The 26,140-nt window shown below is 65.1% G+C and carries 28 protein-coding genes; 4 read left to right on the plus strand and 24 right to left on the minus strand.

Features of this window, described 5'->3' with window-relative positions; all coding sequences use genetic code 11:
* Window positions 1-44: 44 nt before the first annotated feature.
* The 24 genes from F5X71_RS34635 to F5X71_RS34750 form a co-directional block, all read right to left on the minus strand.
* Entirely contained in the window at window positions 45-275 is a 231-nt protein-coding gene (locus F5X71_RS34635) for a hypothetical protein (protein WP_167465763.1), read from the minus strand.
* Window positions 272-1,534, minus strand: coding sequence for a peptidoglycan DD-metalloendopeptidase family protein (locus F5X71_RS34640; protein WP_167465764.1), 1,263 nt, complete (start codon window positions 1,532-1,534; stop codon window positions 272-274). The genes F5X71_RS34635 and F5X71_RS34640 overlap by 4 nt, the downstream gene beginning before the upstream one ends.
* Entirely contained in the window at window positions 1,531-1,935 is a 405-nt protein-coding gene (locus F5X71_RS34645; RefSeq protein ID WP_167465765.1) for a hypothetical protein, read from the minus strand. The genes F5X71_RS34640 and F5X71_RS34645 overlap by 4 nt, the downstream gene beginning before the upstream one ends.
* Entirely contained in the window at window positions 1,932-2,840 is a 909-nt protein-coding gene (locus F5X71_RS34650; protein WP_167465766.1) for a hypothetical protein, read from the minus strand. Before F5X71_RS34650 ends, F5X71_RS34645 begins: the two co-directional genes overlap by 4 nt.
* Window positions 2,840-3,688 (minus strand): hypothetical protein, encoded by an 849-nt coding sequence (locus F5X71_RS34655; protein WP_167465767.1) that lies wholly within the window; start codon window positions 3,686-3,688, stop codon window positions 2,840-2,842. The genes F5X71_RS34650 and F5X71_RS34655 overlap by 1 nt, the downstream gene beginning before the upstream one ends.
* A 21-nt stretch (window positions 3,689-3,709) precedes the next feature.
* Window positions 3,710-5,344, minus strand: a complete 1,635-nt coding sequence (locus tag F5X71_RS34660; RefSeq protein WP_203218242.1) for a hypothetical protein — start codon at window positions 5,342-5,344, stop codon at window positions 3,710-3,712.
* Entirely contained in the window at window positions 5,341-6,135 is a 795-nt protein-coding gene (locus F5X71_RS34665) for a hypothetical protein (RefSeq protein WP_167465768.1), read from the minus strand. The genes F5X71_RS34660 and F5X71_RS34665 overlap by 4 nt, the downstream gene beginning before the upstream one ends.
* 128 nt (window positions 6,136-6,263) lie before the next feature.
* On the minus strand, window positions 6,264-11,879 hold the full coding sequence (locus tag F5X71_RS34670; RefSeq protein WP_167465769.1) for a phage tail tape measure protein: 5,616 nt from the start codon (window positions 11,877-11,879) through the stop codon (window positions 6,264-6,266).
* Window positions 11,880-11,891: 12 nt separating this feature from the next.
* A complete protein-coding gene (locus F5X71_RS34675) occupies window positions 11,892-12,392 on the minus strand; it encodes a hypothetical protein (protein ID WP_167465770.1) in 501 nt (166 codons plus the stop codon).
* Window positions 12,344-12,817: a hypothetical protein gene (locus tag F5X71_RS34680; RefSeq protein WP_167465771.1), complete on the minus strand. Its 474-nt coding sequence runs from the start codon at window positions 12,815-12,817 to the stop codon at window positions 12,344-12,346. Before F5X71_RS34680 ends, F5X71_RS34675 begins: the two co-directional genes overlap by 49 nt.
* Window positions 12,818-12,909: 92 nt before the next feature.
* On the minus strand, window positions 12,910-13,875 hold the full coding sequence (locus F5X71_RS34685) for a hypothetical protein (protein ID WP_167465772.1): 966 nt from the start codon (window positions 13,873-13,875) through the stop codon (window positions 12,910-12,912).
* A gap of 10 nt (window positions 13,876-13,885) precedes the next feature.
* On the minus strand, window positions 13,886-14,272 hold the full coding sequence (locus tag F5X71_RS34690; protein WP_167465773.1) for a hypothetical protein: 387 nt from the start codon (window positions 14,270-14,272) through the stop codon (window positions 13,886-13,888).
* A 6-nt stretch (window positions 14,273-14,278) separates the two neighbouring features.
* Window positions 14,279-14,644 carry an HK97 gp10 family phage protein gene (locus tag F5X71_RS34695; protein WP_167465774.1) on the minus strand — a complete coding sequence of 122 codons (366 nt, stop codon included), beginning with the start codon at window positions 14,642-14,644 and terminating at the stop codon, window positions 14,279-14,281.
* 4 nt (window positions 14,645-14,648) lie between these two features.
* Window positions 14,649-14,996, minus strand: a complete 348-nt coding sequence (locus tag F5X71_RS34700) for a hypothetical protein (RefSeq protein WP_167465775.1) — start codon at window positions 14,994-14,996, stop codon at window positions 14,649-14,651.
* Window positions 14,993-15,532 carry a hypothetical protein gene (locus F5X71_RS34705; protein ID WP_238815620.1) on the minus strand — a complete coding sequence of 180 codons (540 nt, stop codon included), beginning with the start codon at window positions 15,530-15,532 and terminating at the stop codon, window positions 14,993-14,995. Before F5X71_RS34705 ends, F5X71_RS34700 begins: the two co-directional genes overlap by 4 nt.
* Window positions 15,529-15,720, minus strand: coding sequence for a hypothetical protein (locus F5X71_RS34710; RefSeq protein WP_167465777.1), 192 nt, complete (start codon window positions 15,718-15,720; stop codon window positions 15,529-15,531). The genes F5X71_RS34705 and F5X71_RS34710 overlap by 4 nt, the downstream gene beginning before the upstream one ends.
* Before the next feature lie 12 nt (window positions 15,721-15,732).
* Window positions 15,733-17,157 carry a phage major capsid protein gene (locus F5X71_RS34715; protein WP_167465778.1) on the minus strand — a complete coding sequence of 475 codons (1,425 nt, stop codon included), beginning with the start codon at window positions 17,155-17,157 and terminating at the stop codon, window positions 15,733-15,735.
* A 29-nt stretch (window positions 17,158-17,186) separates the two neighbouring features.
* Window positions 17,187-18,002, minus strand: a complete 816-nt coding sequence (locus F5X71_RS34720; protein ID WP_167465779.1) for a hypothetical protein — start codon at window positions 18,000-18,002, stop codon at window positions 17,187-17,189.
* A gap of 376 nt (window positions 18,003-18,378) precedes the next feature.
* Window positions 18,379-19,845: a phage portal protein gene (locus F5X71_RS34725; RefSeq protein ID WP_167465780.1), complete on the minus strand. Its 1,467-nt coding sequence runs from the start codon at window positions 19,843-19,845 to the stop codon at window positions 18,379-18,381.
* Window positions 19,845-20,087 carry a hypothetical protein gene (locus F5X71_RS34730; protein WP_167465781.1) on the minus strand — a complete coding sequence of 81 codons (243 nt, stop codon included), beginning with the start codon at window positions 20,085-20,087 and terminating at the stop codon, window positions 19,845-19,847. Before F5X71_RS34730 ends, F5X71_RS34725 begins: the two co-directional genes overlap by 1 nt.
* An 11-nt stretch (window positions 20,088-20,098) precedes the next feature.
* Window positions 20,099-21,790 carry a terminase large subunit gene (locus F5X71_RS34735; protein WP_167466970.1) on the minus strand — a complete coding sequence of 564 codons (1,692 nt, stop codon included), beginning with the start codon at window positions 21,788-21,790 and terminating at the stop codon, window positions 20,099-20,101.
* Between the two features lie 6 nt (window positions 21,791-21,796).
* Window positions 21,797-22,045 (minus strand): hypothetical protein, encoded by a 249-nt coding sequence (locus F5X71_RS34740; RefSeq protein ID WP_167465782.1) that lies wholly within the window; start codon window positions 22,043-22,045, stop codon window positions 21,797-21,799.
* A gap of 8 nt (window positions 22,046-22,053) precedes the next feature.
* A complete protein-coding gene (locus F5X71_RS34745) occupies window positions 22,054-22,437 on the minus strand; it encodes a hypothetical protein (RefSeq protein WP_167465783.1) in 384 nt (127 codons plus the stop codon).
* Window positions 22,404-22,778 carry a P27 family phage terminase small subunit gene (locus F5X71_RS34750; RefSeq protein WP_167465784.1) on the minus strand — a complete coding sequence of 125 codons (375 nt, stop codon included), beginning with the start codon at window positions 22,776-22,778 and terminating at the stop codon, window positions 22,404-22,406. Before F5X71_RS34750 ends, F5X71_RS34745 begins: the two co-directional genes overlap by 34 nt.
* A gap of 334 nt (window positions 22,779-23,112) precedes the next feature.
* On the opposite strand from F5X71_RS34750, the gene F5X71_RS34755 reads away from it, so the two are divergent.
* From F5X71_RS34755 to F5X71_RS34770, 4 genes are all read left to right on the plus strand, one after another.
* Window positions 23,113-24,117 (plus strand): hypothetical protein, encoded by a 1,005-nt coding sequence (locus F5X71_RS34755; RefSeq protein ID WP_167465785.1) that lies wholly within the window; start codon window positions 23,113-23,115, stop codon window positions 24,115-24,117.
* Between the two features lie 4 nt (window positions 24,118-24,121).
* Entirely contained in the window at window positions 24,122-24,649 is a 528-nt protein-coding gene (locus F5X71_RS34760) for a hypothetical protein (RefSeq protein ID WP_167465786.1), read from the plus strand.
* Between the two features lie 130 nt (window positions 24,650-24,779).
* Window positions 24,780-25,448: a hypothetical protein gene (locus F5X71_RS34765; protein ID WP_167465787.1), complete on the plus strand. Its 669-nt coding sequence runs from the start codon at window positions 24,780-24,782 to the stop codon at window positions 25,446-25,448.
* Between the two features lie 78 nt (window positions 25,449-25,526).
* A complete protein-coding gene (locus tag F5X71_RS34770) occupies window positions 25,527-26,126 on the plus strand; it encodes a hypothetical protein (protein ID WP_174817195.1) in 600 nt (199 codons plus the stop codon).
* The last annotated feature ends 14 nt before the right edge of the window (window positions 26,127-26,140 follow it).

Here is a 26,140-nt window from a genome sequence, read left to right on the forward strand (position 1 = left end):
GAGGCCGCCGCCAGCGAAGGTCGCGATGCTGACCCAGTCGATACTCACCGGAGCGCCGCGCGTTCGGCGTGGGCTTTGGGTGCGATGACGGCGCCGCGGATGAACCAGCCCGCCACGATCGGTGCGACGATTCCGTAGATGGTGACCGTGGTGTCGATCCAGCTGACGTCGACGGCCCGGCCGAGAACGACGGCCACGACGGCGGAGATCGCGACGAGTACCGAGCGCACGAGCGCGGGTTCCATCTGCGCCAGGCGCAGCAGGCGCGCTTTCACTTCGCTTCCAGCTTCTCGATACGGGCAGCCAGCGCGGGCAGTGCGGCGGCGATGGTGTCGAGCTGGGCGGCGAGCTGAGCAGCCTTGTCGACGAGGGTGAGGTTCTGACCGTCGCGGTTCTGGCCGAGCTGTGCCCAGCCGTTGCCGCCGGGGCCGCGCAGCTGTTCCCAGATTTCGGTGAGCTGGCGTGCCTGTTCAGGGTTCATGTCGTTGCCTTCCGTGAGAGCCGACCACTGTCCGTAATCGGTTGTGAGAGCGATGTTCTGGTCGCATTGGACGCCGCCGACGTAGGCGTAGCCCGCGTTGTTGAGCTGGCGCAGTTGAGCGCGGGGGTCGACATTCCCGCCCGACCACGCCTCGCACTGCCACGCCCAGGCGGCGGTGCCGTTGTCGAGGCAGCGCCGCACGACCCAGTAACCGCCGTACACGCCGACGTTCTCGGCGCCGACGACTGAGGCCGCGCCACGTAGGTAGTCGTCGATGGCGTCCTGCTCCCATTCGGCGGCGTCCCAGTCGGCGCTGAAGTAGATCGGGCGGTCGGACCGGCCCCCGCATCGAAGGACATGTGCGAGTGCGGCATTGGCGTCGTCGACGCCTGCCTGCCAGCCGTCGCGCATGCGATCGGCCCAGGTCTCCCAGTTGCTGACGATCTCGATGCCGCAGGCGCGGTAGTCGTCGGCTTCCCAGGGGAGCAACTGCTTGCCGGGCAGTGACCGGCCGCCGTCGGAGAGGTATCGCACGACGAAGCTGAAGCCTGCGTCGCGGATGGCTGCGGCGCCGGGGCGGCCCCCGGCGAAGTCCAGACCAGTGAGGGGCATTGGTGTGTCGTCACTTTCGCCGATGTAGCTGGCCTCGGCCAGCCACGGGAGGGGGTCGATTTTGGTGTTGGGGTCGTAGCCGCGCGGCATCACCGACAGGTGCAGGTGCGGGCCGGAGGATTGGCCGTTGCTGCCGACGTAGGCGATGAGTTGCCCGGCGTCGACGTGGTCGCCGACCCGCAGGCCGGTGGTTCGTGCGTCCCACATATGGCCGTATTCGGTGACGCCGCCGCCTTCGTGGTCGGCGTGGTCGAGCACGATCCATTCGCCGTAGCCGGAGGCGGCACCGATGTAGAGCACGGTCCCGGCTTGGCAGGCGTAGATGGGGGTGCCGTCGAAGGCGGCGAAGTCCTGCCCGGCGTGGAATCCGCCCCACCGCGGACCGAACCCCGAGGAGAGCTCGAAGGAATTGCGGGCCAGAGGCCAATAACGTGCGCTCATGGGTGTGCCCTCCATGCGGGGTCGTCGGCGCGCAGCGCGGCGCGCAGGCCGTCGAGGAAGCACCCGTTCTGCGCGCAGGATTTGTACATGCGGACATACAGCTCGCAGGTCTCGTCCTTGAGCCCCTGGAAGGCGCGATCAGCCTCGAGGAGTTCGACGAACCAGCGCACGGCCCCTGTCCCGGTTGCCTCGGTTCCGGCTGCGCCGTGGACGATTTCGTTGTGCGGGTCGTAGGCGGGGTCGTCGCTTTTGATCGCGTCGTACAGGGCTGGGACGACCTTGTTGTGGATGTAGAGCAGATCGACCGAAAGTCCCTCGATACCAGTGAATTTCCGCTGGCCGAAGCCGTCGAGGACAACGCCGACGAAGAACTGTTTGACGTGCGCGAGCTTGTCTGTCACGTGGCCTCCCGCAGGTAGAAGAACGGCAGTTTGGTGGAGCGGTCGTAGTTGAGATCGGACTCGGCGACGAATGCGGGCATCGCGCTGTAGGTCCCGGCGTAGGCGTAGTTCTTGCGGGGGTACGCGGTCTCGGAGCGGTTGAGATCGGCGAGCGTGGTGCACATCAGTGCGGCGGCGGTCTGAATCAGCCCGGTCTGTTGGAGCACGCCGATGGCGTAGATCTCGTGCTGGCGGGCGTTGATGGTGACGCCGAGGGAGAACCGGTGCTCGGTGTTGCGTGTGGTCACCGAGTTCGCGATGTTCACCGTGGCCGAGCCAGGGTTGAGCAGGGTCAGCGCGCCGGTGGCGGTGTCCATTTTGAATACGCCGAGGTAGCAGCCGTTGATACCGGCGAAGGTCTGGCTGTTGCCGGAGATGAACCCCACTTCGGACAAGGCGCAGTCCTTGGTGACGCGGATGAAGCCGAGTTCGAGGTAGTTGGTGCCGTTGCCGGAGGGCTGGTAGTCCGGTACCCGGTTGAGCGTGTGGGAGTGCGATCCAGACTGGCTGCCGCCGGACGCGGTCGACGGTGCGCTTCCGAATGACAGCTGGGTTCGAGGAAAGGTGGACTGCTCGGCGCGCGAGAGGGTCTTCCACAGGTCGGTGGATAACGGGATCTCACCCATCGAGGGCTTGCCGTTGGCGACGACGTGCGCTGCGTTGGCGGTGTTCTGGGCGGTGTCGGCGGTGGCTTGTGCGCGGATGGCCTTATTGATCGCGTCGGCGGCCTGCTGGCGTAGCTGGGTGGCCCACCCGCGCAGGTTGATGATGCCGCCGGTGGTCTGGGTGATCGCGTCGGCGATGTTGGCGCCGATCAGATCTCCGAGCGCGGTGCCGAATGCCTGCATGAACTGTGGGCTGGGCATCAGATCGGCACCACGTCGATCATGAACTGGCCGTTGGTGTTCACGGTGTTCCAGTTGTCGGTCGTGCTGGCGGTCTGGACCGCGACCAGATACAGCGTCGCTGCGGTACCTGCCGCGATTTGGCCGTAGGTGCTGGTGCCGGTGATCGCGCCGCCGAAATGCGGGACCACGTTCACCGGGACCGGTCCGGCGCCGGTCACGCCAAGGCCGTAGCCGACGATGTCCCCGGCGACCGGATCGCCCAGGCGCACAACAGCATCGACGTGGACGTTGGGTGTGCCGCCGACGTAGAGGTGTGCCGAGGCGCGGGGCCGCCACGCCCACGGCTGGGCGGGTATGCCGATGGTGGAGACGACGTAGCTGCCCGCGTTGCCGTTGTAGGGCGCGTTGAAGGCGGAGATGAACGGGCCGATCACCCGCCGTGGCGGCCCGGCCACGAGTTTCGCGGTGGCTGCGGAATAGATCAGCTCCCAGCCGTCCTGGATACCGGTCGAGACGACGTCGCCTGCGGTGAGCACCGCGGCGTTGGTGCCCGCGGCTCCTTGCTGGCCGGAGTTGAGGTGGATATCGAGGTCATAGACCGAGGCCGTGCCCGCGCCACCGGGCGAGACCAGCGTCCATGTGGGCGCGGGAGGCGTTGTGCCGTACGGGACTTGGTGCACAACGACGTTGCGGAACCTCGGCGGCACGCCGGGTTCACCGTTGACCAGCGCGGGCAGATTACTGACACCGCCCGCCGGAGTAAGTGTGAGAGTGGCGACGCCGGTCGAGAGGGGGTCGGTGGCGCCGGAGAAGGTGACAGAGCCGGTCCAGGTGATCGACCCATCGGGATTGGTGGTGATGGGCACTGAGGTACCCCCTTGATGAAATCAGTTGGAGGACAGCATCGCGATCTGCATCGCGGACTTGAAACCGGAGAGCTGGCGTTGCAATTTCGCCCACGGGGATTCCTGGGCGGACCCGTCACCGATTTTGGTCAGCACGGTGACGCGTTCGTTGCGATCATCCGTCGCATCGATTTCGGTGATGTAGTCGGTGTAGAGCTTCCCGGCGTGAATCCACGACATCAGATCACCATTTTGATAATCGCGTCCGAGGCTGTACGGGATTCCGTCATACATCACCGCCTGGCAGCTCGTATAGCCGCGCGTATCCCACATAGCGATTTCGAGAGCGAAGAATTCGTCGAGGGTGTAGGCGGTTGATCCTGTGCCGGTGAAGAATTCGGGAAACCCGAACCGGCCGAGCTTGAATCGGCGTTTGGCGTTCTCGATCTGCTGGAACGCGAGGATGATGTTGTCGAACAATCCATCCAGCAGCGTGGAGCTGATACCCGCGGCGCCGAGCACCGTGAGGATCTCGGACAGGATCAACTCGAAGATCACGTCGATGATTTTGTTCACCCACGATGGTGACCGCCCGCCGCCGACGACGGTGTAGGCCAGCGGGTGATGCTCGGTGATGTGGCATTCCTTGATGCCTGACCGCGGGACATCGGGCAGCAGCACCGTCCAGGGCCGGACCCAGTTCACCCCGAACGCTGGCGCGAGATTGATTCCCTCGGGCCGGTATTCGGAGTCGGCGAACGGGTCGAGGATTTCACCGAGCATGCCATCGGCGATATCGACGGCTTCTTTGATCAGCCCGTCGACGATCGTGCCGGTCGGGCCGGTGACACCGGACTTGTCCTTGATCCGCACGACCACGCAGGCTTCGTTCAGGGTGTACCACTGTGGACAGGGCTGCGGGTCGCCGGGCCGCCACGCTTCGGCAGACAGATCGATACCGTTGTCCTTACACACCTGCTCGCTCAAGGTCGCGACCGTGTCCATACGACCCGATATGGCAACCCATTTCGACGTATCGGTGAGCGGGTTGATCGGCACGACCGCGATCGGGGTGAGAAGCCCTTCCTTCATTACCGCCGTCGCGAACCACGCGGCCGGATTGAGGATGTTGTTGACGACCTCCCACAACCCGAGTTGTAACCGAATGGCTTGCTCGAAGCACATGGCAGCCAGGACAGTACATGCCGGGCCGATATAGATGGCTTCCTTGGGTACCTGGAATTGGATGGGGAGCAGAAAATTCGGCCATACGAGGATTCGGTGGAACCACTGCCAGTCCGAAATCAGTTGCAGCGTATAGGTTGCTACGCCGTCGACGAGATCCCAGCTGGCGGTATCCACGCGACCGGTCCACTTGTAGCCGTTGACCTCGGCGATGATCGGCACGACGGTGGTCCGGCAGCGCATCGCATACGCGCCGAGGGGGTCATCGCCGTTGAGGACGATGGTGCCTGTCGAGGTCGCGTTTCGTTTCCAGACGATGTTGGCCGAGATATAGTCGGTGATTTCGCCGTGGCCGCCGTATTCGTTGTCGAGAATCTCGATGACGAATTCGGGGTGGCGAGCGCGCTTTTCGTCGTTCTGGCGTTTCAGCTCGGTGTCGACCGCCCGCATGACCAGACGGGAGTCCAGGGTGTCGAGGTCGATCGGAGTCATTCCGGCCACCTCCGATACGGAGTCAAGCTGGCGATGACTTTGGTCTGCGCGGCGACGGCGCCGGTGACCTTGCATGGGATGTGGACCGCGCGCCCGCGCGGGATCGGGGTAGTGAATCGGCCGGTGAGCAGCTCGTACATGTTGACGCCGGTATTGATTTCGGTGATGGCGCGCAGGCGCGGCAGGGTGGTGACCAGCACCTGCACCCCGGCGGGAACGGGTCCGAAGGCGACGGTGTTGTTCGAGACCCCGTCCCCGAAGGTGAACGTGCCCGGCCCGCGCAACACGAACCGCGCCCAGCCGTCTTGGTCGCCGCGGTTCCACAGCGGCAAGAAGTTAGGCGCGCCCACACCTTTCGGGTCAGCAAGGTTCGTCGGCGAGTTCGCGACCAAGGCGGAGACCGAGTCGAAGCTGGTCCAGAACGGGAGGTCCGCGCGGGCCGCCCACGTGAAGTCCTGCATGGTCATCGACGCCGGGGAGTTCTTGAACACCTCGCCGGGCTGTTTGAGCAGGCGCAGATCGGTCCACCATTCCCCGTACTGGCGGCTGTAAAAGCACAGGCGGCCTTGAGTCCTGGTGTCCCAGGAGTTGATCCAGTTATGGGCGGTGATGCGGTAGGCGCGCGCAGATCGACCCGAGATGGTGATCCCGATGTCGATCTCTGCGGCCTCCCACACCGTGTCTTCCCACGTGACGCCGTCCTGGCGCGCGGATTGCTGGTCCAGGTGCTTGAAACCACCCATGAGCCCGCTGATTTCGCGCATCGACACCCCGTCCTGCACGCCGGGCATCGGAGCCAGTCCACCGGAGAGCGGCCAGCGCGAACCGTCCGCGCCGACCCAGGTGATCACCGTTTCGTCCTCTGCCAGAAACGAATTGAGCTGCCACAGGTTCGGCGGCGAGGACGGGATGTGCAGGGTCACCGCGACCCCCCTCCGATGTAGGCGTTCATCTCCCGCGCGATCTGGCGACCGGCGGCGTGACCGTCTTGGTTCGAGCCCTGGTGGTAGTTCTCGATGTGCACCCAGGACTTCGCTGGGGCGGAGAGGTTGGCGCCGATGCCCATGCGTGCGATGGCGGTGAGGTTGTCTTTCTCGCGTGGGGCCAGGACCGGCTCGGGGATGCCGGTGGCGTTGTTGACCAGCGTGAGGCCGGGCATGAGGTAGCCGCCCTGGTCGTGGACCTGAGGTGGTTTCACGCCGAGCAGCTCGGCCAGCGTCCCGCCCAGTGAGGGCTTGGGCTGGGTCGGTGATGTCGGAGCCAGCGGGGTGGTTTCGCCGACGCCGGGCAGCCATTGCGGGCGCGGGAAGGACCCGAGGCTCGGATGCTCCTCTGTGTCGGCTTGTGACGGGACGTCGGGTCCGGGGTCGAGGGGTTCGTCGTCCTCGGGTGAGCCGTCCCAGCCGGTGGCCGGTTCGTCGGTCAGGTCGTCGCCGGGGTCGATGCTGAGGTAGTCGTCCGGCTCGTCGTCGACCGGGTAGTCCTCGCTCGGGTCGTCTTGGCGGTAGTCCCCGGAGTCGTAGTCGTCGGAGTCCGGGCCAGAACCGCTGCGATCGGTCGAATCTCCCCTGTTCTTGGGAACTTTCGCGAACGGGTTGAGGATCGCGTTGCCGACCCGCAGCAGATAGGACTTGTTGGGATCGGCGAAGACGGTGTCCTCGAGCCCGAACGTTTCCAGCAGGCCGTCGACGAGGATGCCGCCGATCCGCTCGCCCGCCTCGCGCGGGGTCAGCAGGCGATTGGCGTCGGCGGAGTTTCGGCTGTCGGTGTCCTCGGGCCGTTCTGGCGCGGTGCGCGCGGTGCGGGAATCCTGGTCTGCTTGGTCGGCCTGGACGGTGGTGTCCTCGGCGCGCTGGCGTGCCTTGGCGGCTTTGTCGCGTGCCTTGTCGGCGGCGGTGCGGGCCTTGCGGGCGCGCTCGCGTGCCTTGCTGGCCAGCTCGATCGAGCGCTGGCGGTCGCTGGGCAGCAGCGCTTCGGCGGCATTGGCGTCGTAGCGTGCCGCGTCGGCCAGTGCGTCCTCGGCGACCTTGTCATGCTTTGCCGCGGATTCGGTGGCCGCACGTTCCTGCTCCTTGGCCTTCTCGACTTGCGCGCGCAACTTGCCGGAGCGTTCGTCGAGTTTGTTCGCCTGCGCCTGTCCCTGGCCCGGCCTGGCTCCGGCGCCGGTGTAGGGCGGGGAGAACAGGGAGCCGGGCAGGTAGTAGTGCGTGGTGAACAGGGAGCCGTCCGCGCCGGTGGCGCCCGCGCCCATCATCGCTCGTCCGCCCGTGCCGGACGTTTCGACCGGCAGGCCGTCGAAGGTCGCGGCCATGTGACCGGCCGCGCCCGGCTTGGGCAGCACCCCGATAGAGAAGATGCCGCCGAGACCCTTCTTGAAGCCCAGGCTCAAAAAGTCCGACATCGTGTTGAAGGCGCGGCGATTCGGGTCACGCCCGAGCAGCGATTGGTAGATGCCGGAGATGAGCATGCTGCAATCGAGTCCGCCGAGCTGGTAGGGCGTTCCCAGTACAGAATTCAGCCAGGCATGCGCACGATCGAGCGCTGTCCGATCAGGCCCGTCAGACCGCTTCTTGTCGCTGATCTCGCCGACGACGCCGCCGCCTTCATAGCCTTTCGGCGGCAGATTCGGATTCGCCTGCTGAACATTGTCGATGTCGCCGTAGCGGGCTTGGATGTAGCGGATTCCGGCGACGATGTTGGCGACCGGGTCGTAGATGTTGGGGCTTAGCCGTTCGTCGTGATACCGGTCGAAGGTTGCGCCGATGGTCTGCATCAGCCCGCGTGAGGGGTCTCCGTTGGCGGCGTTTATGTCGGTGTCGTTGCGGGCGTTGGGGTTTCCGCCGGATTCGCGCATGATCAGCGTGCGCAAACCCGGTCCCCAGTGCCCTGGGTCTACGCCCGCGAAGGCCATTGCCTGGGTGATCCACCCGTCGAGGTCACCGCTGCCAGTGAAGGGCGTGCTGGCATTCCCGTTGCCGCGCAGCCCGTTCCAGTTCGCTGCGGTCTGGACGGCGTGTGCCACGAATCGTCGCGGGATGTCGACGAGCATCCGGCGCCATTGGGACTGCTCCCCTGGTGTCGCCGTTGCCTCGCGCATGGTCCCGGCGAACAGCGACTTGATGGTGGCGGCGGGGTTGGCGCTCAGGCGCGCGGTGAAGGCGCCCGCGTCGGCGACCTTGTCCCAGGCACTGTCGAGGAAATCACTGACGCCGCCGAGGAATCCGCCTGCGGCGTGGATCGGCATCCCCGCGGCATCGTTGGCGCTGCGGCGCCCGGACTTGCGGTTGAGCGCCATGATGGTGCTGGGACCGAGCTCGCGGGTCGCCTCCGGGGTCAGCACACTCTCGCCGGGCGAGAGGCGGGCGTTGACTTCGTCGTGACCGGGCTTGTATCCGGGGATGACGCCGGGGCCGGTCCAGACCGCCTTGTCGCCGTGCGCGATACCGGAACCGGGCCAGATGCCACCGCCTGCGGCTTCGAACTTGATCTCGGGCAACTGGTGACCGCCGCCGAAGACCTTATCGATGCGATTCCACAGTGGCCGCACGCCCCGGTCGTAGACGTGCTGGATGATCCAGCGGACCGGTTTCGCGGTGATTTCCTGGAGCTTGCTCCATTGGCTGCGGACCGCATCGACGGTGCGAGAGAAGAAGTTTCGCATCCCGGTCAGGGCGCGCCCGACCGCGTCGACCGTCGGCTTCAGGGTGACCGAATAGAGCGCTTTGATCACCGCGCCGAGGCCGCTGAGGACAGTCTTGATTCCGTCGACGGCGGCGGAGACCATGCCCCTCGCGTGTGACCAGGCTCCGGAGAAATCGCCGGTCAGCAGGTTCTTCCAGAACCCGAAGTAGTGCTGGACGAAGGACCAGACGTCGAGGACTATCCGCTTCAGGTTCTCGAACCACGGGCGCAGGACTTCATCCCACACGAACTGGAACGCGGCACCGACCGCGCGGATCGCTGCGTCGACGATGTTGCGGAAGGTCTCGGAGTGCTTGTAGGCATAGATCAGACCGGCGACGAGTGCGGCGACGCCGATCACGATCAGCCCGACCGGGCTGAACGCGAGGTTGAGCAGTGCCTGCGCGGCGGCCCACGCCCTGGTCGATGCTGCGGCGATGCGCTGGGCGATCGTCATCTGCGTGATCGCCACTGTCACCGTGCGGATGCCGCTCCAGGCGTTGATAAATCCGGTGACGACAGCGGTTTTCAGGTTCGCCGCCATCGACACACCCAGCGCGACGATGCCGCGGCTGATGCTGGCGATGCTCGTCGCCGCCGAGGTCGCGCCCGTGCGGAGCGCGCCGACCAGGCGGCCCATGGCGTTCGACGCCGCCGAGACGCCCGCAGCGGCCGCCTGGGCTCCCGCTGTTGCCCAGCCGGACACCGTAGACCCGACATTGCCGACGGCGCGGCTGGCCGTACCGCGAGCGGCTTCGGCGCGCGGACGCGCGTTCCAGGCCCAGTAGTCCGCGAGCCCACTGCCCACGCTTGCGGCACCGCGACCGATCGCGGCGGTGGCGCCACCGATGCCCCGTCCGGTGGCGGCGACACCACTGCCGATGCCCCGCCCGCCTGCCACAACGCCGCGCCGCAGCAACGCACCGAAGGCGCCTTCCCCAGCCCCGAACAGTCCAGCGATACCGTTGCCTGCCTTGATCAGTAGCAATGCGGTGCCCGCGCCGATCGCAGCGACGGTGAGTGTCTGTACCGCCGTCTCGTGTCGGCGCAGCATCTGGACCGAACTCGAAAGACCCTTGACGAAGGACGTGAGTGGCCCTTGCGAAGACTGACCGAGATCGGTCAGCACGCTATTTATCGAGCCCTTGAGATTCGCTAGCTGAGCATTGAGCGACTGCTGGGATTCGTTGGCGCCCTTAACTGTTCCGTCCGGCTCGTTGTGACTCTCGTCTTCCATATGGGCGAAGCTGCGCTGATACTCCGGAAAGTATTTGCCCACAATGTTGTTGGCGACCTGTAGCGTCGGCTGGTCGCCGAACAGCAGTTTCTGTGCTTGCTGGACCGAGAGGTCGGGGTTCATGCCCTTGCGCAGGGCGGAGTTGACGCCGTGTAGCTTCTGAAATGCGGTGAACCACTGTGTAAGTCGTGCTTGGTCTTCGCCGCCGAGTTTGCTGACGATCGCTCGGAAGCTCTTGTCCGACACTTCGCCTTGACCGCTGAATCGGTCGGCGATCTTGCGCTGGAACGGGTTGAGGTTCTCGTATTGCGCCGCAAGAGATTTGGAGGCGTCTTTGCTCATCTTCTGCGGGTCCAGGCGCACGCGGCCGGTGGCCGGGTCGGTGGCCTTATCGATCGCGTCTTGGATCATTTGCATCGTGCCGCCGAGCTGGCGGTTGGGGTCGGCCAGCCCTGCCTGGAGCTCGGTGACGCTGATCCCGAACTGGCCCAATGCGTCTCGCTGCGGGCCTTGCGGACTCTGGAGAGTCAGGATGGCGTGGCGGATGTTCTGGGCGGCGTTCTGCGCGGTGAGGCCGTGCTGGGTCATCACCGAGAAGGCGGCGTTGAGGCCGGACAGGTTCATGCCCGCGCTGGCGGCTACCGCTTCGACGGTGCCGATCGCGGCGGCGTAGTCCTCGAGGGTGGTTTTGGAGATCGCCGCTGCGGCGACCGAGGCCGACATGGCCTCGTTCACCTGTGTGATCGGGACGTGGAAGTCCTTCATGGTGGTCGTCAGCTGGTGCACGACCGTGGAGAGGTTCGAGCCTTCGGCCTTGGAGGCTTGAACGCCTGCGGTGAGTACCTTCAGTGCGTCTGCGCCGTGGAATCCCGCGCGCTCGATGAGCAGCAGCGCGTCGGCCTGGGACTTCGCGCTCGCACCCCAGGTCGATTGCAGGTCCAGTACGCCGTCGCGGAGCAGTTCGAGGTTGTCGTGGGATTCACCCGCGCCCGAGACGAGCAGGTTGAGTTGCTGGTTGAGGTCGGCGGCTTTGTTGGCGCCGATGATCAGCGCGGCGGCCATGCCGACACCGACGACGGCGGTCGTCTTGGCTGCTGCGGCGCTGAACCTGCCCGCAGCCGCCGCGGCGGCGGTGTTGGCTTCGGCTTGGCGGCGGGCGGCTTCGTCGACGCCTCGGGTGGCGGTGACCACGGCGGCGTTGCCCGCGGTGAGTTCGCGCTGGGCCGCGGCGAGGTTGCGGGTGGCGCGTTCCTGCGCGGCCAGGGAGCTGAGGTAGGACGCGGAGGTCGCGCCGTTGCGGGCGAGGATCTCGGTGCTGCGGGCGCGTGCGGCCTCGAGGCGGCGTTCGGCGACCGCGACGCGGTCCAGGGCGGCTACCTGGCGTTCGGAGGCGCGATCCATCACCGCGTTCGCGGCGCGCATCTGTGTTTCCATCCGTGCCACGTAGCGGTCGAGCTGCGTGGTCGCTGGGGCGAAGACGTTCTGCCCGGCGAAGGCGCGGGCCATCTCGTCGGATGCTCGTGATGCGCGCCGCGAGGCGTTGCCGAACAGTTTATCGACCACGGCCATGTCCAGGCGCGGGATGATGTCCATCCAGACGCCGCCGTATCCGGCCATTGTTCACCGCCTTTACGCGCTCGGCGGTGGGGTCGCTGTTCGGCCGAGTTTGTCCTCGGTCTCGAAAGTGACTGTCCGCGTGGGTGGTTGGTACTCGCCACGCATCTGGGCGAGCATCATTTCGCGCAGGTCCAGGTACTGCTGCCGTTCGGCTGCCTTTGCTGCGAGCTGTGCTGGCGAGAGGATCAGAGCGGGCCTCATGTCTCCGCCGTGCGCGGAGGCGAAATCAGCTCGGTAGCAGAGGAACTCGTTGATCAGGCGTGTGGTCAGGTAGCGTTCCTGGGTCCAGTCACCTTCGCGGGCACCGGTTTTCGTCGCTGACTCGTCTGGAAGATGGGCGATGTAGGCGAAGACTTCCTGGGAGCTGAGCTGGCCGTGCCACCAGTCGCGGATGCGGATTCCGTGGTAGCGCGAGAGGTCCGACTGGACCTCGAGCGGCCATTGTTTGAGGACTTCGACGACTTCTAGCGTTTTGGGCTGGCCGCCTGCACCTCGGCGGCCAGTGCCTGCCATGCCAGCGCGACGTGGGCGGATTTGCCGCCGTGGGCGAGCAGTCGGGCGTGGTCCTCGGGGCCGAGTACCGCCCGCGCGAGGCGCACGGTGTGCGAGTCGGCCGGTTCGCCGTCGATGGTCGCCGGGGTCGCCGGGACGGTGATGGTCTTGCCGGTTTCGGGGTCGACGAGGTCTTCCTGGTCGAGGTCCAGACCGGCCTGCACTCGCTCGATCTCCTCCATCCGCTCGTCGGCGACCAGCAGCGGGTGCGGGATGTTGAGCTCGCCGCCGTCGCCGTCGAGGATCAGGGTGTAGCCGGGCAGCTGGCCCAGCGCGTCGAGGGCCTGCCCTTCGAACTCGGCGATGGAGAGTTTCTTCGCGGTCAGCGGCGCCTTGGGCTGACGGACGGCAGAGACAGGAGTCTTGCGGATATTGCGTGTTGCCATGGAAAGTCCTTCGGCTGTCGTGGATCTCGGCTGTTGGGGGGTGCCCGGTAGTGCGGCCAGCCGAGGAACCGCACTACCGGGTCGAGATGGGGTCAGGCGAGCACGGTGATCGAGTTGCTCGCCGTCGAGGGCACCGACTGTGACCCGTTCGCGCCGGTCGCCTGAACGGTGAAGGTCGACGCGTCACCGACGGTCAGGCCCGTGACGGTCAGCACGACCGCCGACGGTGAAGTGGAGTTCACGGTCACGTTGGCGGGCGGGACGGGTGTGGTCACTCCGGCGACGATCTTGTTGGCGCGATAGAGGAACGGGCCGTTGGGTGAGGTCGGCGGCGCGAAGGTCAGCGTCGCTTTCGCCCCGGCGACCGCGACGGCAACGGGGGTGCCCGGTGCGGTCGTGGTGCCGCCGGACGCGCGCCAGGCCGGTCCTTCCCGGAATCGGCGCACCGAGAACCCGGAGTACGGGTCGGGGTAGGAGCCGAAGGTCAGCGGCGTCAGGATCTCGGTCTTTGCCTGCCAGTCGACCTTGTCGGGCTTGATCATCAGTGATCGCGGGAACAGCACACCGAAGTACTCGTTGTGGCCGGAGCTGCCGTCGACGCCGAGGGCGAGCACCTGCCGGTACACCATCTGCGGGACCTTGGGCTTGGTGACGGTGTAGCCGATGGCGCCCATCGCCGGGAGCCCTTGCAGTGGCAGGTTTTCGCGCAGCGCGTCGACGACCGGGGATGCTTCGGCGCACTGGATGCTGCATTCCTCGGCGTCCTGGGTGACGTCGGTGCGCTGGGCCTGGCGGCTCTGCCAGACCATCGTGTCCACCGTCTGGAACTGCGGTGCGAAACTCACGCCCTGCTCGCTGAGCAGGCCGACGTCACGCCAGCCGTCGGTGGTCAGCAGGGTCGGCGAGAGGTTGCCGGTTTCGGGATCGAAGGGCGAGTAGGCGGCGACGGCAGTGGCGGCATCGCCGTAGTCGCGGACCAGGAACGAGCCGTAGAGGGCTTTGGTGATTCGAGTGGCATTACCGCCGAAGAAGGCGTCCCACAAGACGAATCCGGACATGGGGATCTCCTCAAAGAGGTTGGGAAGTAAGGCGAGTCGCGAGTTCGTAGCGGGCGACGTAGCGTTGGAGGTTCTCGTCCTGGTAGTCCAGGAATGCCGGGCCGAGCAAGGTGGCGCGGTGGTCGATGCTGGCCGGTCCCTTGTCGGTGGCCACGACCGCGCGTGGGCTGAGCGCCAGCATCCGGGCGTGCATCCGGCGGGCCGCCACGCGAGCGCTGTTGCGGTTGGCGGCGAATACCTCGATTTGCACTGTGCCCCAGTCAGTTACGCCGTCATCGGAGCCGGTGATGCGGCTCACGAGGTGGAACGGCAGTGGCGGGGTGTTGGGCATCTCGGCGCGCACGTAGCCCAGTGGCGCCAGGTAGGCGATGACGAATGTCTCTGTGTCGATGTACATTTCGCCTCAGATGCCGTGACGCTTGTATTTGGCTTGGCGCAGCAGTTCCTCGCGGGCGTCGGCCATGGGGTGGCGTGCGGCCATCTTGACGGTCCCGAATTCCAGCCAGTGGGCCTTGTAGTCGGTGGTGTAGACGCGGACCTTCATGCGGGTCGGGTTGCGCATGATCTTGTAGCGGATCGAGTCCCGGTAGGAGCCGGGCCGGTCGACGTAGCCGCCGCGCGTGATGTGCGTGCGGTTGCCGACCGGCGCGAGCGCCTTCCAGATCGCCACCGCTTCTTGTCCGGCTCGGGTGAGTTCGGCGTGGATGTAGCTGGAGTTCTTGAGGAAATCGGCGAACGCGTTGGCATCGACCCTGTAGCGAGACGGCACAGCATCACCCCCTCGAGCGCCGTAGGTGGAATCGGACATGGTCGACCGCGCCGTCTTCGCCGGTCCACGGGGTCGGGTCGCCGTGCACGGCGTATCGCTCGCCGAGGTAGCCGATTTCATCGATTGCCTTGAGCGCCAGTATCAATGGGGTCGGCGGTGCGTAGACGACCCACACGGTTCGAGTGAAGTCGGTGTCGGCGATGACCTCGGTGGAGTACTTCGGCTGCACACTGCATCCCGGTTGCGCGGTGGTGCGCTCGTCGGCGGCCGGTATCCCCAGTGGGTCGGCGGTGACACCTTCGCCGCGCTGGATGACCAGTATTGTCTGATCACCCAGGGGCTCGGCGATCACGAGACCTCTTGTGCGGCATAGCGATCCAATATGGTCTTGTCCGAGTCGCGGATCGGCTCGGCCGACTGCCAGTAGGCGGTTTCGACGTCGCCGACCTTGCGGCGCTGCACCCACCGTGGGTTGGCGGAGATCTGCGCGGCCAGCCGCGTCACGACGCCTTGGATGTCTTCGGGAATCACTTCGAAGCCGTGGCTGTAGATGATCTTCAGCCCGCCGGGCACCCAGGGCCAGCTCGGCTCGGGTACCCGCAGGCGCCCGGTTTCGGCGGTGGCGTTGTAGAGCAGCCCTCGTGGAATCCAGCGGTAGGTCAGCGGTTGCCAGTCCCAGACGCCGGTCGGGCCGGGCATCCAGCCCAGTGCCGAGGTGACCGCGGTGACAGGGGTTTGCGGCAGCTGGACCGTGCCGTCGGGGCGTGGATCGAGGATCTTTGTGTCGTTGGCGACGTGGTGAAACGCGATGCCGCAGTAGCCCCGGACGATGTCGCTGGCGTATTCCCACGGGTCGAGGCTGGGCTTCCCTGTCACCAGCGCGTTCACGTCGTTTCGACCTCCCCGGCGCTGGGTTCGGCCTTGGCGGTGGCGGGTGCCTTGATCAGCTTGGCTTGTGCCTTCTTGGGCGCGGGCTTGCGCTCGGGTTTGTCTTCGTCCTCGTCGTGGGTGCCGAAAATGGCGGTCATCGGTCCGATCAGCTGACGGTGGTAGTCGTCGACATACTCAGTTGCCATGTCGCCAGCTCCTTACGAGCCGTTGGCGAGCTGGATCAGCTCGAACCCCGACGGGCGGTAGACCGCCAGGCCGGTGCGCATCTGGGCGCGTACAGTGACCAGTCCGTGGTCGAAGTCGTTGCCGTTCGAGTTCGACATCTCTACCGAAATGCCCTGTCGGCGAAACGCTTCCAGGACATCCCTGGTGAAGGTGCCGACCAGCACGGTGCCCGGCGGGATCGCCGGAGTGACCACGACCGGCTTGTTCCACAGGCCCTCGCCGGTACCGGCTCCGTTGCCGTAGTTGGTGCCGAAGAACGAGCCGCCGAAGTACTGGCCTGCGCTGTCCTTGGCCAGGCGGATCACTTGCCAGTCCAGGGGATTCATCACGACTGCGGTCGGCGCGACGTGCGCGTTGAGCCAGATGTCGGTCATCGCCTGGAAGACGGCTTCGGCGATGGCAACGGCGGTCGGGTAGGCACCGGCGGCGGCGCCGACGACCTTGCGGCCGTAGGTCAGTGACGGCAGCACCGACGGGACGGTGGCCGCGCCGGGCACGCCGGTCGGCGGAAAGGACACGTTGGTGACCGGGGCGATGGTCTGGGGCTTGGTGAAGCCGGTGCTGCGGTTGAGCAGGCCGTTGACGCCGCCGTTGCCCTTACCGGCCAGCAGTGCGGCCTCTTCCTTGCGCTGCACCCCGAGCACCAGGCGGCCCTGGGCGAAGTTCTGGAACATCGCCGAGTCGGCGATGGTCTCATCGGTGAGCTTCTCGGCATTGGCGATCTTGCCGAGCTGCTCGTAGACCCGATCGAGCTTGGTCGAGCTGTAGGGGTACTGACCGGCCTCGGGTACCTCGTCGGCGTTGTTGGTGAACGCGCTTTCCACGACGTAGGACAGGTTGTTGGTGCTGATCGCGCTGCCAGGGATCAGGTCGGCGATGGTCAGCGCGTAGAAGCGCTGCTCGACGATGCCGCCCAGCCAGGTCGGCTGCAAGATTGCTGCCGCAGCGCCGGTCGGGAAGAACGGATTCTGGCCGAGCGGGGTCGGGCCGACCGTGCCCATGATGGATTCACCCATCTGGTTCTGCGCGACGCTCGCATCCTTCAAGTCGATCTCGAACGCCTTGCTGAACGCCCGCTTCGCGTCGGGGTCGACCGCGGCGGAGGCGTCGACGAAGTCAGGGTGCCGCATGATCAGCGCGGCGAGGGTCCTTTGCGTCATGGTCGGCGCGGGGTCGGGGGTGTCGCCGCTACCGGCTTCTCCGCGGCCCAGCTTGGCACTGAGCTGGCTGGCGAGCTCAGAGTTGGCCAGGTCAGTCTCGTAGGTCTTGACGTCGGCTTCGAGGGACTTGAGCTTCTCGGTGCGCTGGGCACCCGTCAGCTCGGTGTTCTCGGTGATGGTCTTGAAGTCCTCGCGCAACTGGTTGCCGCGAGCCTTCAGGGTGGCGGTGTTCGCCATGAATGCTCCTGTGTTTCAGGGAATCTGGATTACTCGCTCAGCTCGGACTCGGCGAGTGAGAGCACTGCCAGGCGCGCGGAGATCTCGGTGGCCAGCAATGCGGCGGCGTCATCGGCGGTGTCAGCGGCATCAGCCTTGGCGGCGGCGGGGTCTGCGGGCGCATCGGAGGAGGCGGCGGCAGGCGCGGCCGGGGCGGCGGGCGCTGCGGGTGACGTGACCAGTTCGTTGTGCGAATCATTCGACTTGCCAGCGTGATTCGGGATTGCCGACAGCGCGGCGTGGGCGATGAGATCGGCCAGGCGCTGGAGGAAGGTGTCGGCGTCGAGCGCGGCGGCCGGGGTGACTTCCGCCGGTTCGGATGCATCCGCTGCGAGCGAAGCAGACACTGCCGCTTTGGATTCGAAGATGACGGCTTCGCGGTTACTCGGGATCGCCACGATGCCCGCGTTGAGCAGCTCACGGCTGGGGGCACCATCCTTGACGGTCTGGTCGTGGATGAATGCCACACTCACAGAACGGATGTGGCCTTCGTTGACGAGCGCTCGAACCTCTTGGGCCTTACGGGTCGAGGCGAACGCGGCCCGGATTCGCAGGCTGCCGTCGGAGTGGATGTAGGGCACCGCGCTGCCGACGGTGCCCGCCACGCTCATCTCGTGGTCGATGTCGATGGTGATGTGGTCGGGCAGTGGCTTCCAGCCCGCTGTTTCGAGCCGGTCGCCGTCGCGGTCGAGCGCCGGGGTGGACAGGATGGCCTCGAAGCCGCCATAGGGGGCTTCGGTGGACGCGGCGTCCGGCGCTGTCGTCGAGGCGATCGGCGCGACAGCCTTCTGAATTGCCTGCGGCATGAATCTCTCCTGGAGTACGGCGGCGCCGCCACGCTGCGCCGGGTGTGCGCGCGACGGCGACGTCCGCTCAGCCATTCCGGCCGTCGGGGTTCATCGCCGTCGCGCGCACAGCGGCTATCAGCTGCCGGTCACCACGGTGTTCGGGTCAGCTGAGCCACTGGCGGCGTTGCCGACAGCGATCAGCCACAGGATCAGCTGGAGAAACAGGGGCATGAGATTTCCTCTCGATCGGCCATTTCTTCGGACAGACGACCCGACGTGGAGCCGTCCGGGTCTCAGGGGCGCAGTGGTGTCGCGCCTGTATGCAGGCGCACGAGCGTGGCTGCGGGAGGCTCTGGGCAACAAGGGATCTGCTCTCGATGAGCACGCTGGCCGTCTAGACAGCCAGCAGGAACCGCGCAGCGGCGAGGATCTCGTGTCGGTCGGCGGGGTGCTTGTCGGCCAACGCGACAGCAGCCTGTTCGAGCGACTGCCCGCGCCCCATACCGCCGCGGATCGCACGGACGTAGCGCGAGGACTTTTGCGGCCGTGGCGCCGAGGCCGATGGATTCGGCGCAGTGTCGGCGGGATCGGTGGTCGCAACGCCGTCTGGGTCGCCGCCGGGCGCCACGTCGCCGGTCAGGGTGATGCGTTCGGCGGGCTGGCCTAGTGGCTGGATGCTCGCCTGGGCGTAGAGCCGGTCGGCTTCGGGACCGGCCTTGCCGAGCTCCATGACCTCGCGGCCCTCGGCGGGCTTCATCACTCCGGCGAGGACCAGCTGCTGCACCGACTGCGCGCGAGTCTCGTAGTCGCCACGCAGCACCTCCGCGACCGCGAAGCGTGCCTCGAGATCGTCAGCGAACTCGCAGCCGAGGTAGTAATCCAGTTGTGCTTCAACGAATTCCAGCCGGACGCTCATGGTGTCGCGGTAGAACGCCCTCATCTGAGCTGTGATATTCGAGAACGTCGCCCTATCCAGGATGTGCACCATCGGAGGTGCGACGTCGTAGACGGCGCAGACTTCCTCGCGGTTGAGCTGGCGCGACTGGACGAATTGCATTTCCACGGCCGTCAATTGGACCGGCTCAGCCTTGACGCCGTCTTCGAGCACGAGGGTCTTGCCCGAATTCAAGCTACCTGCATGGTTGCTGTCGAAGGATTCACGCAGTCGTTTGCGCCCCTCTGGGCCCAGCACCTTTGCGCTGGACAAGACCATATTCGGCCGTCCGGCGTTACGCCACATCGAACTGGTTGCTGTGCGGCTGGAGTCTTCGGAAATCAGCGTGCTGCGCAGCGATTCCAGGCGCGAGAGCCCGCGCATCGTGTTGTCCGGGCTGTAGAGCTGAAAGGGGACAACATCCTCTTCAGCGAACTCCAGCAACCCGGCTTGCGAGGCCGCGGTGCTGAAAAGGTACACGCGGCGGCCGTCGATCTCGCGGCGGATGCTGGTGCGCGAAGGGTGCATCGGGATCAGCGAGACAACCGCACCGGCCGCGTTGCGCACCTTGACCAGGAATGCCTCGCCGTAGATCTCGATCGTCGTCGCAATCCACGCCCAGAAGCTGTAGGGAGACAATCCATTACATGGGTTGGCAATGAGTTTCGCGTACGGACTTCGGGCTAGCCTTCGGTCCGCACCGGTACCTTTCCACACCTCGATACTGAGGCGCGCCAACGCATTTGCGAGCTTATCGACGACGACACGCACCCACGGTTGATGCCGATAGAGCGCGCCGTAGAAGGCCCACTGCCGTTCGAGCAGGAGGCCATCGGAGATCGGATAGTAGTAGGAGCGATACATCTGCGGGCTGAACTCCGCCAGTGCGGACGGCGCGAAGTTCAGGCTGCCGTCCTTGAGCAGCACTACCGGCCTCCGCTCTCGACGAGCTGGCTGTAGCGCACCTCGGCGCGGTCGATGTACAACCGGCCCGGCGCCGGGACGAAGCCGCCGCCGTCCTGGTATGCCTGGATGTCGTCGAAAACCAGGGTCCTGGCCGAGACCGCGGTGAGGACGCCGCTGATGACAGTGCCGTCCTTGCAGGTCACCACGAAGCGGTACAGCACGGCGCCGACGTATGCGTCCAGGCCCTTCTTGCGAGAAAACAATATGGGTCCTCCTAGACGGTGAAGACGTCGTAATCGCCTGTGGCGTAGACGCTTTTGACTTCGTCGCCGCGGGTCTTCCACGCGTTGACCGCCATCACCGCAGCCGGGACGCCGTCGATGCGTTTGGCGGCACGCGACCGGTTGGGTTTATCGGGGCGAATCCGGTCAGGATCTGCAGGGTCGACGCGGACATCGGTGGAGTCGAAACAGAACCGCGCCAACGGGTTTCCGTGCCAGCGGAACGCTTGCTGCTTGACCAGGTCCGAGATGTGATGCATCCCTGGCGACATGTGCTGAAACACGTTGGAATAGGCGAAGATGTCGTCGCAGTAGATCAGCTGCTGGATGCGCTGGAGCACGGGGTCGCTGGCAAACTTGTCGGCATCGCCACCGAGGATCTGGAACAGCGTGTTGTCGGCTTCGACGTCGGCGTAGAAAGCATCGAAATCGAGGACGTCGCCTTCGGTGACGCGCAGCCAGCCGTCCTTGACCCATTGCGTGAACCGGCCGTCATTGGCGGCGTTGAGCCGCGCGTAGGCCGCTTCCGGTAGCCAGAACCGCCACAGCACGTCGACCCCGCCCGCGCTGTCAGGGAAAGCGAAGGCCATCGAACACAGATCCTGTCGGCTGGCCAAGTCGAGGCCGAACCAGCAGTCAGCCCCGGCGAACGCCGCCCGCCCGGCGTCGGCCGCGGTGTATGGCTCGCCGACCGAGGCGTCGAACAGGTGCATCGGCATCCAACGGAACGTTGCGCTCTGCCATTGGTTGAGCCGGAACTGTCGGAAGGCGACCTCGGCGATGGGATTGTTCCGAGCCTCCAGGGCCTGCTTACGCATCCCCTCCAACGAGAGGAACGTCCCCAACGCGGGATTGGCGAGGTGCCAGTTCTTTTCATTCCACGGGTCGGCGTCCATCGGGACGTTGCGCAGGTACACGAAAATGTGGGGGCTGCGCGCAGGGTCGTCGGCGACACGCTGCATCTCGCGGTGCATCGAACCGGCGAATGCTTCTGTGTCGCTACCGGCGGTCGTGGCGGCGACCATGAGCGGCTGGCGGCGGGCACCCGAGCCCATGCCGGTTCGCATCGCATCCCACATGCCGGAGTTCGGCCACGCGAGGATCTCGTCGGCACCGACACCGTGCGGGTTGGAGCCGAGCGCGCCGCCCGCGTCGGCCGCCAAGACTCGATAGAACGAGTCAGTCCGTGGATAGACGATGCGCTTCTCGGTCGCCTTGATCCGCAGGCGCTTCCGCAGGACCGTCGACAACTGCACCATTCGCTTGGCAACGTCGAAGACGAGACTGGCTTGCTCGCGGTTGCGGGCGCAGCCGTAGATCTCGGCGGACTCCTCGTCGTCCATCAGCAGCAGGTAGAGCATGATCCCGGCCAGCAGCTCGCTCTTGCCATTCTTGCGGGCAACCTCTATCCAGGCGATCTCGTATTGCCGCTTGTAGCAGCCATATTCCTGGCTCCAGACCGTCGCGCCGAGCAGTGGGTAGACGATGTCGTCGCGCTGCCAGTCCTCAAGGATGAACGGCCGTCCGGCGTAGGCGCCTTTGGTGTGGACCAGGACGTGGGCGAAGAAGTCCGCGGCCAGTGTTGCCCGCGCGAGGCACAGGTGATCGCCGGTCTCGCTACAGCGGAGACCGGATAGAGCGTTGCGGAATCCGCACGTCGGGACCGGCGCGCTGATGTCGGCCAGCGCAGATCACCGGCGGCGGGTCTTGGCCGCTGCGTCATCGACGACAGACGGCGCGAGCTCCGCGGCGGGCGCGTCGGCGAGAGTGAGCTGCTCGACCGTGGAAGGAGCTGCGACCGCGGCCGGTTCCCCTGCGCGCAGGCGGGCCGAGATTGCGTCGAGGCGGGCGGTCTCGGCGAGCAGACCGGGCGCGGTCGCGCGCAGCGCGGCGATGGCGCGGTCGAGGTCGTCGGCGATGGCGTCGGTGTGGATGGACATGGTTCTCCTCAGTCGTTGTCGGCGGTGTAGCGCCAGTCGCGGTCGATCAAGATGGCGGCCAGATCACAGGGCAGATGTCCGGTGGAGTGGGTGACGCCGCGGATGGCGCCCCAGTCCTGGGCATCGCCGTGCCAGTCCTGTGCGCTCGGCGTGGGGATGCCGACCTGCTCGGACAGCTCGGCCAGAACCCCGGCGAGTTTGCCGAAGGCCGCGGGCGGCTTCGCGCCGGTGGTGTAGAGCGCGGCGCGAACCTGCTCGAACTTGGCGGCCGTGCGGGCGTAGCGTTCCAGCGTTCGCGGCGGCGCGGCGGGGTGGCAGTGTGCGGTGAACTCGGCGATCTGCTCCCATCGGCCAGCCATCAGAGCCCGCTGGCCGTCGAGTCGTTGGCCCATCCTTCGGCATCCTTGAGGAAGGCATCCAGACCGTCGGTCGGGTCAATCTTGTTGTCGTAGAGCGGAACCAACTTCGCCAGCCGCATCATGTCCACACGCAGCGAGTTGAGCACCATCACGCCGGGGTGCCTGCTCAGGCCGCCCCGCTCGCCGGGGCGGATCATGCCGTCGGCGCGCATCCTGGCCATCGCCTCCTGATAGAGCGCCATGCAGTCCGCGTACATCGCCAGCGCGTCGAGGTTGACCACATCCGCGCGACCCTCGTCATAAATGCGGTCGGCGTGACGATGCCAGTGCTCTTTCGCGTGTTTGGTCAGCGCGAAGGGCGGGTTAATCTTCATTCGGAGCTCCCTTCCGGGCTGACGAGCCCTTGACCAGCGGATATGGACGGGCCATGGGGATGAAAACGGTTCGCAAAATCGTGACTTTTTGAGAGAGGGCCGGGGAGAACGGTCCGCGCCGGCGAGTCGCAGAGATACCCACCTGGGGTACCTGACGTACCCGCGCTAGGTATGTCCTATACCCGGCGCGAGTACGTCCGATTTGGTGCGGGAGTGACACCAATCGGCGCAGTCCTCGATAGCGAAATCCGTTGCGCCATGCCTACATTCGGTGTCGTTCGACGTACGCGATCGAGCGCAGGAGCAATCGCAGAAAGGCAGGCAAGCAATGGCAATGACCGCTCTCGCCGAAATGACCGAACTCGCAACAGATCACGGTTGGAAGATTCGGACGCACCTCGATGCCGACACCTACATCCGCACGGACGCAACGGGAAAGACGGTTATCGACGTCATGTACGACAAGCGTGGCGCAGTGCGCAGCATGCTCCGGCATCACAACGGGCGCACCGAACATCGCAACGCCGATTCCGCAGGCAAGCGCGCCGAGCTTGCCAAGTGGCTCAGCGCGGAACGCTTCAGCACCGACTACGACCACCGAATCGGGTGGGTTGTCCGGAAAGCAGGCAGCACAACCGATTTCATGATCAGTGCCATCGGCAACAAAGGCGCTGTGTTGATCAAGCTGCCTGACGGCTCGAACGTCCACGCGGTACCGCTCGAGTCGGTCTCTCGGTGGACCGGAGAACAGCACCTGGTCAAGTTGACTGACGGCACGGACTACGCACGGGTAGAGACATGGCAGGGCGGACGCGCCGCAGCAGAGCAGAAAGCGCGCGAATTGGGCGGTTACGTCGTCGAACTCGACGCCAACTTGTGTCCCGGAACCATCGTCGCCGACTACCGACCGATCACGAACATTAAATCTGTGAGCGTGCTTGTCTCCGAACTGTCAGCGCATGCTAAGTCCGGCGACTACGCCACACACACGCGAACCGGACGCGCCGTCGACCAGGGATACATCGTTCAATTAGATGGGACACAAGTTCCCCTTACGGCGAACGTCGAATCCGATGTCCGGGAGTTTATCGTGCAATTTGAGGAATGGATTACAGAGGCCGAAGACGGCGCGTTCCGTATCTACACAATGCGCGATCCGGAAACATGCGCATGGATGTATGTAACCGATCAGGTACTGATAATTCCTGATCGCGAACGCGCATTTGATCTCGCGATCGAGCACGGTGTGCCGAGTATTTTCGACGCGGTATACGGAGACGAAATCGACGTACCAGACAACCGCCGTGGTATTCAGCAGAATCTGACACAGAACGGATAGAGCAATGGGTCACATGCTCTCGAACGTCGGAACGGCCTACCTTCCCCATGTCCACAATCTGAACGCGTGGACGGGAGACTTCCGCGAACATCGCGAGTTCAGGTTGCCGGAACCGGACCGTAGCGCGTATGCCGCGTACCTGGCTGAGAACGCGAATCAGCGCATTCTCGTGGTCACGCGGGAGACCGAGCGCGACCACACGTGCACTGCGGACTATGCCGCAGACTGCGTGTGCGCCGACAACGGGCGCGACTCCGTAACCGAGGTGGCCATAGGTGCTACGCCCATGTACGTGGCCAACCTGCTCGGCTACTACGGCATCACGGATACCGAGATGTCCTGGAACGCTGAGCACTTCTATGCCGACACGATGGCAGACACGGACGATGGCGAACCCTTCGAACGGCCGGACGCTGATGAATATTACGATGCCGAAGGGCCGGTAACGGCGCGTTACTCGGCGCGGTTGATCGGCTTCACCCCTGTACAGGTGCGCGCCATCCGTACCGCGTTGGGAATCAAGGAGCGCTAAAGCGCCTACAACACTCCGTAGCGTCTGAGCCTTCTAATCCTGAGCTCACTTAATCGGGATTAATACCACATTCAACTGTCTCTTTTGTGCTGCCAAAAAACAGCACGACTACCGAAATGGAGTAATCGCAATGGGCGAGTACGCAACACGTATTTCTGACCGTCAAGAAATCAAGATTGGCACATGTGAGGACATGTACTACCTGCGCTATGACCAGCGCAATAAGGTCAGCGGTGGCGACGCGACGGGGTGGGCTGCTCGCAATTGGGATGGCGCGCGGTTCCGGTTTCCGTTCCCGAGCGAGGATACGATTGCGCCGGGTGCCTTCGAAGACTACGACAAGGGCTTGAACATTAGCGGTTGGGAAATCCCTAGCGATTGGCCTGTCGACCATGGCACGGTTCAATTCACGGCCGATCAGGGTTACGTCGTTTCCCTTCCTTGTCCCGAAGTCAACCCAGATGAAACATTCGGAGAATCGCGATATGGCACGCTCAAAGTGCACAGAAACGGATTCAAAGGTTCGCTGTTCATCGTTCAACAACGATTGATCAAGGATGACGCCGGGTGTACTCACCTTGTTCCGATTCTGCGTTGTGCGTGCGGTTCCATATTCAACATTGGCACCGACTACGTCACATTCGAATCACTTGCGGTTTTCCTGCGCTCGATGGCAGATGAGGACGTGAGGCGGGAGAGCATCTACAACCGCGATATTACCGAAACTCACTTTTCGCGAATGCTGCACACCGTAGCCGACCGAATTCTGTCCGGATACAACGTGTCTGACCCGTCCTAGTCGCTTACGGGGCCGCTGTAGGTGCTCAGCACTCACAGCGGCGCCGTTAGGGACTAGGCCGAACAAGGAGAGATCAACATGTGGACACCTGAACACGGCGGAATCACTACCGCCGATCAACGCGCGCAAATGCTCGCCGACCAGCTAGCAAAAGGCGCGCAACGCACGGCGCGCGTCCTGGAACTGACCGGGTTCGACGTCGACAGCGCGGTACGGGGCTACCTCGAGGCGAAGCTCTGGACGTCCTGCGACGAACTCTTCCCGGACGCGGACAACGATCTACCGCCATCCATTCCGGGTGTCGACCGCAGGGACCACCACGAAAGGCTAGACGAATATTATGACGTCGACGATATCGACGGCGAATATGTGGAATCAACGCGCGCCGATATCGTTGACTTTATTACCGCGCAACCGTTGGCCGTCCGCATCTATATGAGCAAGCGGCGCGCACACGTGGCGAGTGCCGATATGTCCGAGTACTTCGGTCACGATTTCTTGCTGACAAGGGACGGACACGGCGCCGGTTTCTGGGATCGGGGGCTAGGCGCGGTAGGTGAATACCTTTCCCAGAACGCTCGGGTATACGGAAGCTCCGGCGAACTCAGCGACGGCGCATTGTGCAGCGATCCGAAAGGAGTGCGTACGTTCGAAAGCGGCAGGCTTTACGGGTCCTAGTCGCTTCCCTTGCG

The organism is Nocardia brasiliensis, assembly GCF_011801125.1.
GTDB lineage: Bacteria > Actinomycetota > Actinomycetes > Mycobacteriales > Mycobacteriaceae > Nocardia > Nocardia brasiliensis_C.

Bases quoted from the DNA above. Each gene is read 5' to 3' on its own strand.
- F5X71_RS34640 (WP_167465764.1), bottom strand. From the start codon at position 1,534: ATGAGCGCACGTTATTGGCCTCTGGCCCGCAATTCCTTCGAGCTCTCC.
- F5X71_RS34650 (WP_167465766.1), bottom strand. From the start codon at position 2,840: ATGCCCAGCCCACAGTTCATGCAGGCATTCGGCACCGCGCTCGGAGAT.
- F5X71_RS34660 (WP_203218242.1), bottom strand. From the start codon at position 5,344: ATGACTCCGATCGACCTCGACACCCTGGACTCCCGTCTGGTCATGCGG.
- F5X71_RS34665 (WP_167465768.1), bottom strand. From the start codon at position 6,135: ATGCCCGGCGTGCAGGACGGGGTGTCGATGCGCGAAATCAGCGGGCTC.
- F5X71_RS34670 (WP_167465769.1), bottom strand. From the start codon at position 11,879: ATGGCCGGATACGGCGGCGTCTGGATGGACATCATCCCGCGCCTGGAC.
- F5X71_RS34675 (WP_167465770.1), bottom strand. From the start codon at position 12,392: ATGGCAGGCACTGGCCGCCGAGGTGCAGGCGGCCAGCCCAAAACGCTA.
- F5X71_RS34680 (WP_167465771.1), bottom strand. From the start codon at position 12,817: ATGGCAACACGCAATATCCGCAAGACTCCTGTCTCTGCCGTCCGTCAG.
- F5X71_RS34685 (WP_167465772.1), bottom strand. From the start codon at position 13,875: ATGTCCGGATTCGTCTTGTGGGACGCCTTCTTCGGCGGTAATGCCACT.
- F5X71_RS34690 (WP_167465773.1), bottom strand. From the start codon at position 14,272: ATGTACATCGACACAGAGACATTCGTCATCGCCTACCTGGCGCCACTG.
- F5X71_RS34710 (WP_167465777.1), bottom strand. From the start codon at position 15,720: ATGGCAACTGAGTATGTCGACGACTACCACCGTCAGCTGATCGGACCG.
- F5X71_RS34715 (WP_167465778.1), bottom strand. From the start codon at position 17,157: ATGGCGAACACCGCCACCCTGAAGGCTCGCGGCAACCAGTTGCGCGAG.
- F5X71_RS34720 (WP_167465779.1), bottom strand. From the start codon at position 18,002: ATGCCGCAGGCAATTCAGAAGGCTGTCGCGCCGATCGCCTCGACGACA.
- F5X71_RS34740 (WP_167465782.1), bottom strand. From the start codon at position 22,045: ATGTCCATCCACACCGACGCCATCGCCGACGACCTCGACCGCGCCATC.
- F5X71_RS34745 (WP_167465783.1), bottom strand. From the start codon at position 22,437: ATGGGCCAACGACTCGACGGCCAGCGGGCTCTGATGGCTGGCCGATGG.
- F5X71_RS34750 (WP_167465784.1), bottom strand. From the start codon at position 22,778: ATGAAGATTAACCCGCCCTTCGCGCTGACCAAACACGCGAAAGAGCAC.
- F5X71_RS34755 (WP_167465785.1), top strand. From the start codon at position 23,113: ATGACCGCTCTCGCCGAAATGACCGAACTCGCAACAGATCACGGTTGG.
- F5X71_RS34760 (WP_167465786.1), top strand. From the start codon at position 24,122: ATGGGTCACATGCTCTCGAACGTCGGAACGGCCTACCTTCCCCATGTC.
- F5X71_RS34765 (WP_167465787.1), top strand. From the start codon at position 24,780: ATGGGCGAGTACGCAACACGTATTTCTGACCGTCAAGAAATCAAGATT.
- F5X71_RS34770 (WP_174817195.1), top strand. From the start codon at position 25,527: ATGTGGACACCTGAACACGGCGGAATCACTACCGCCGATCAACGCGCG.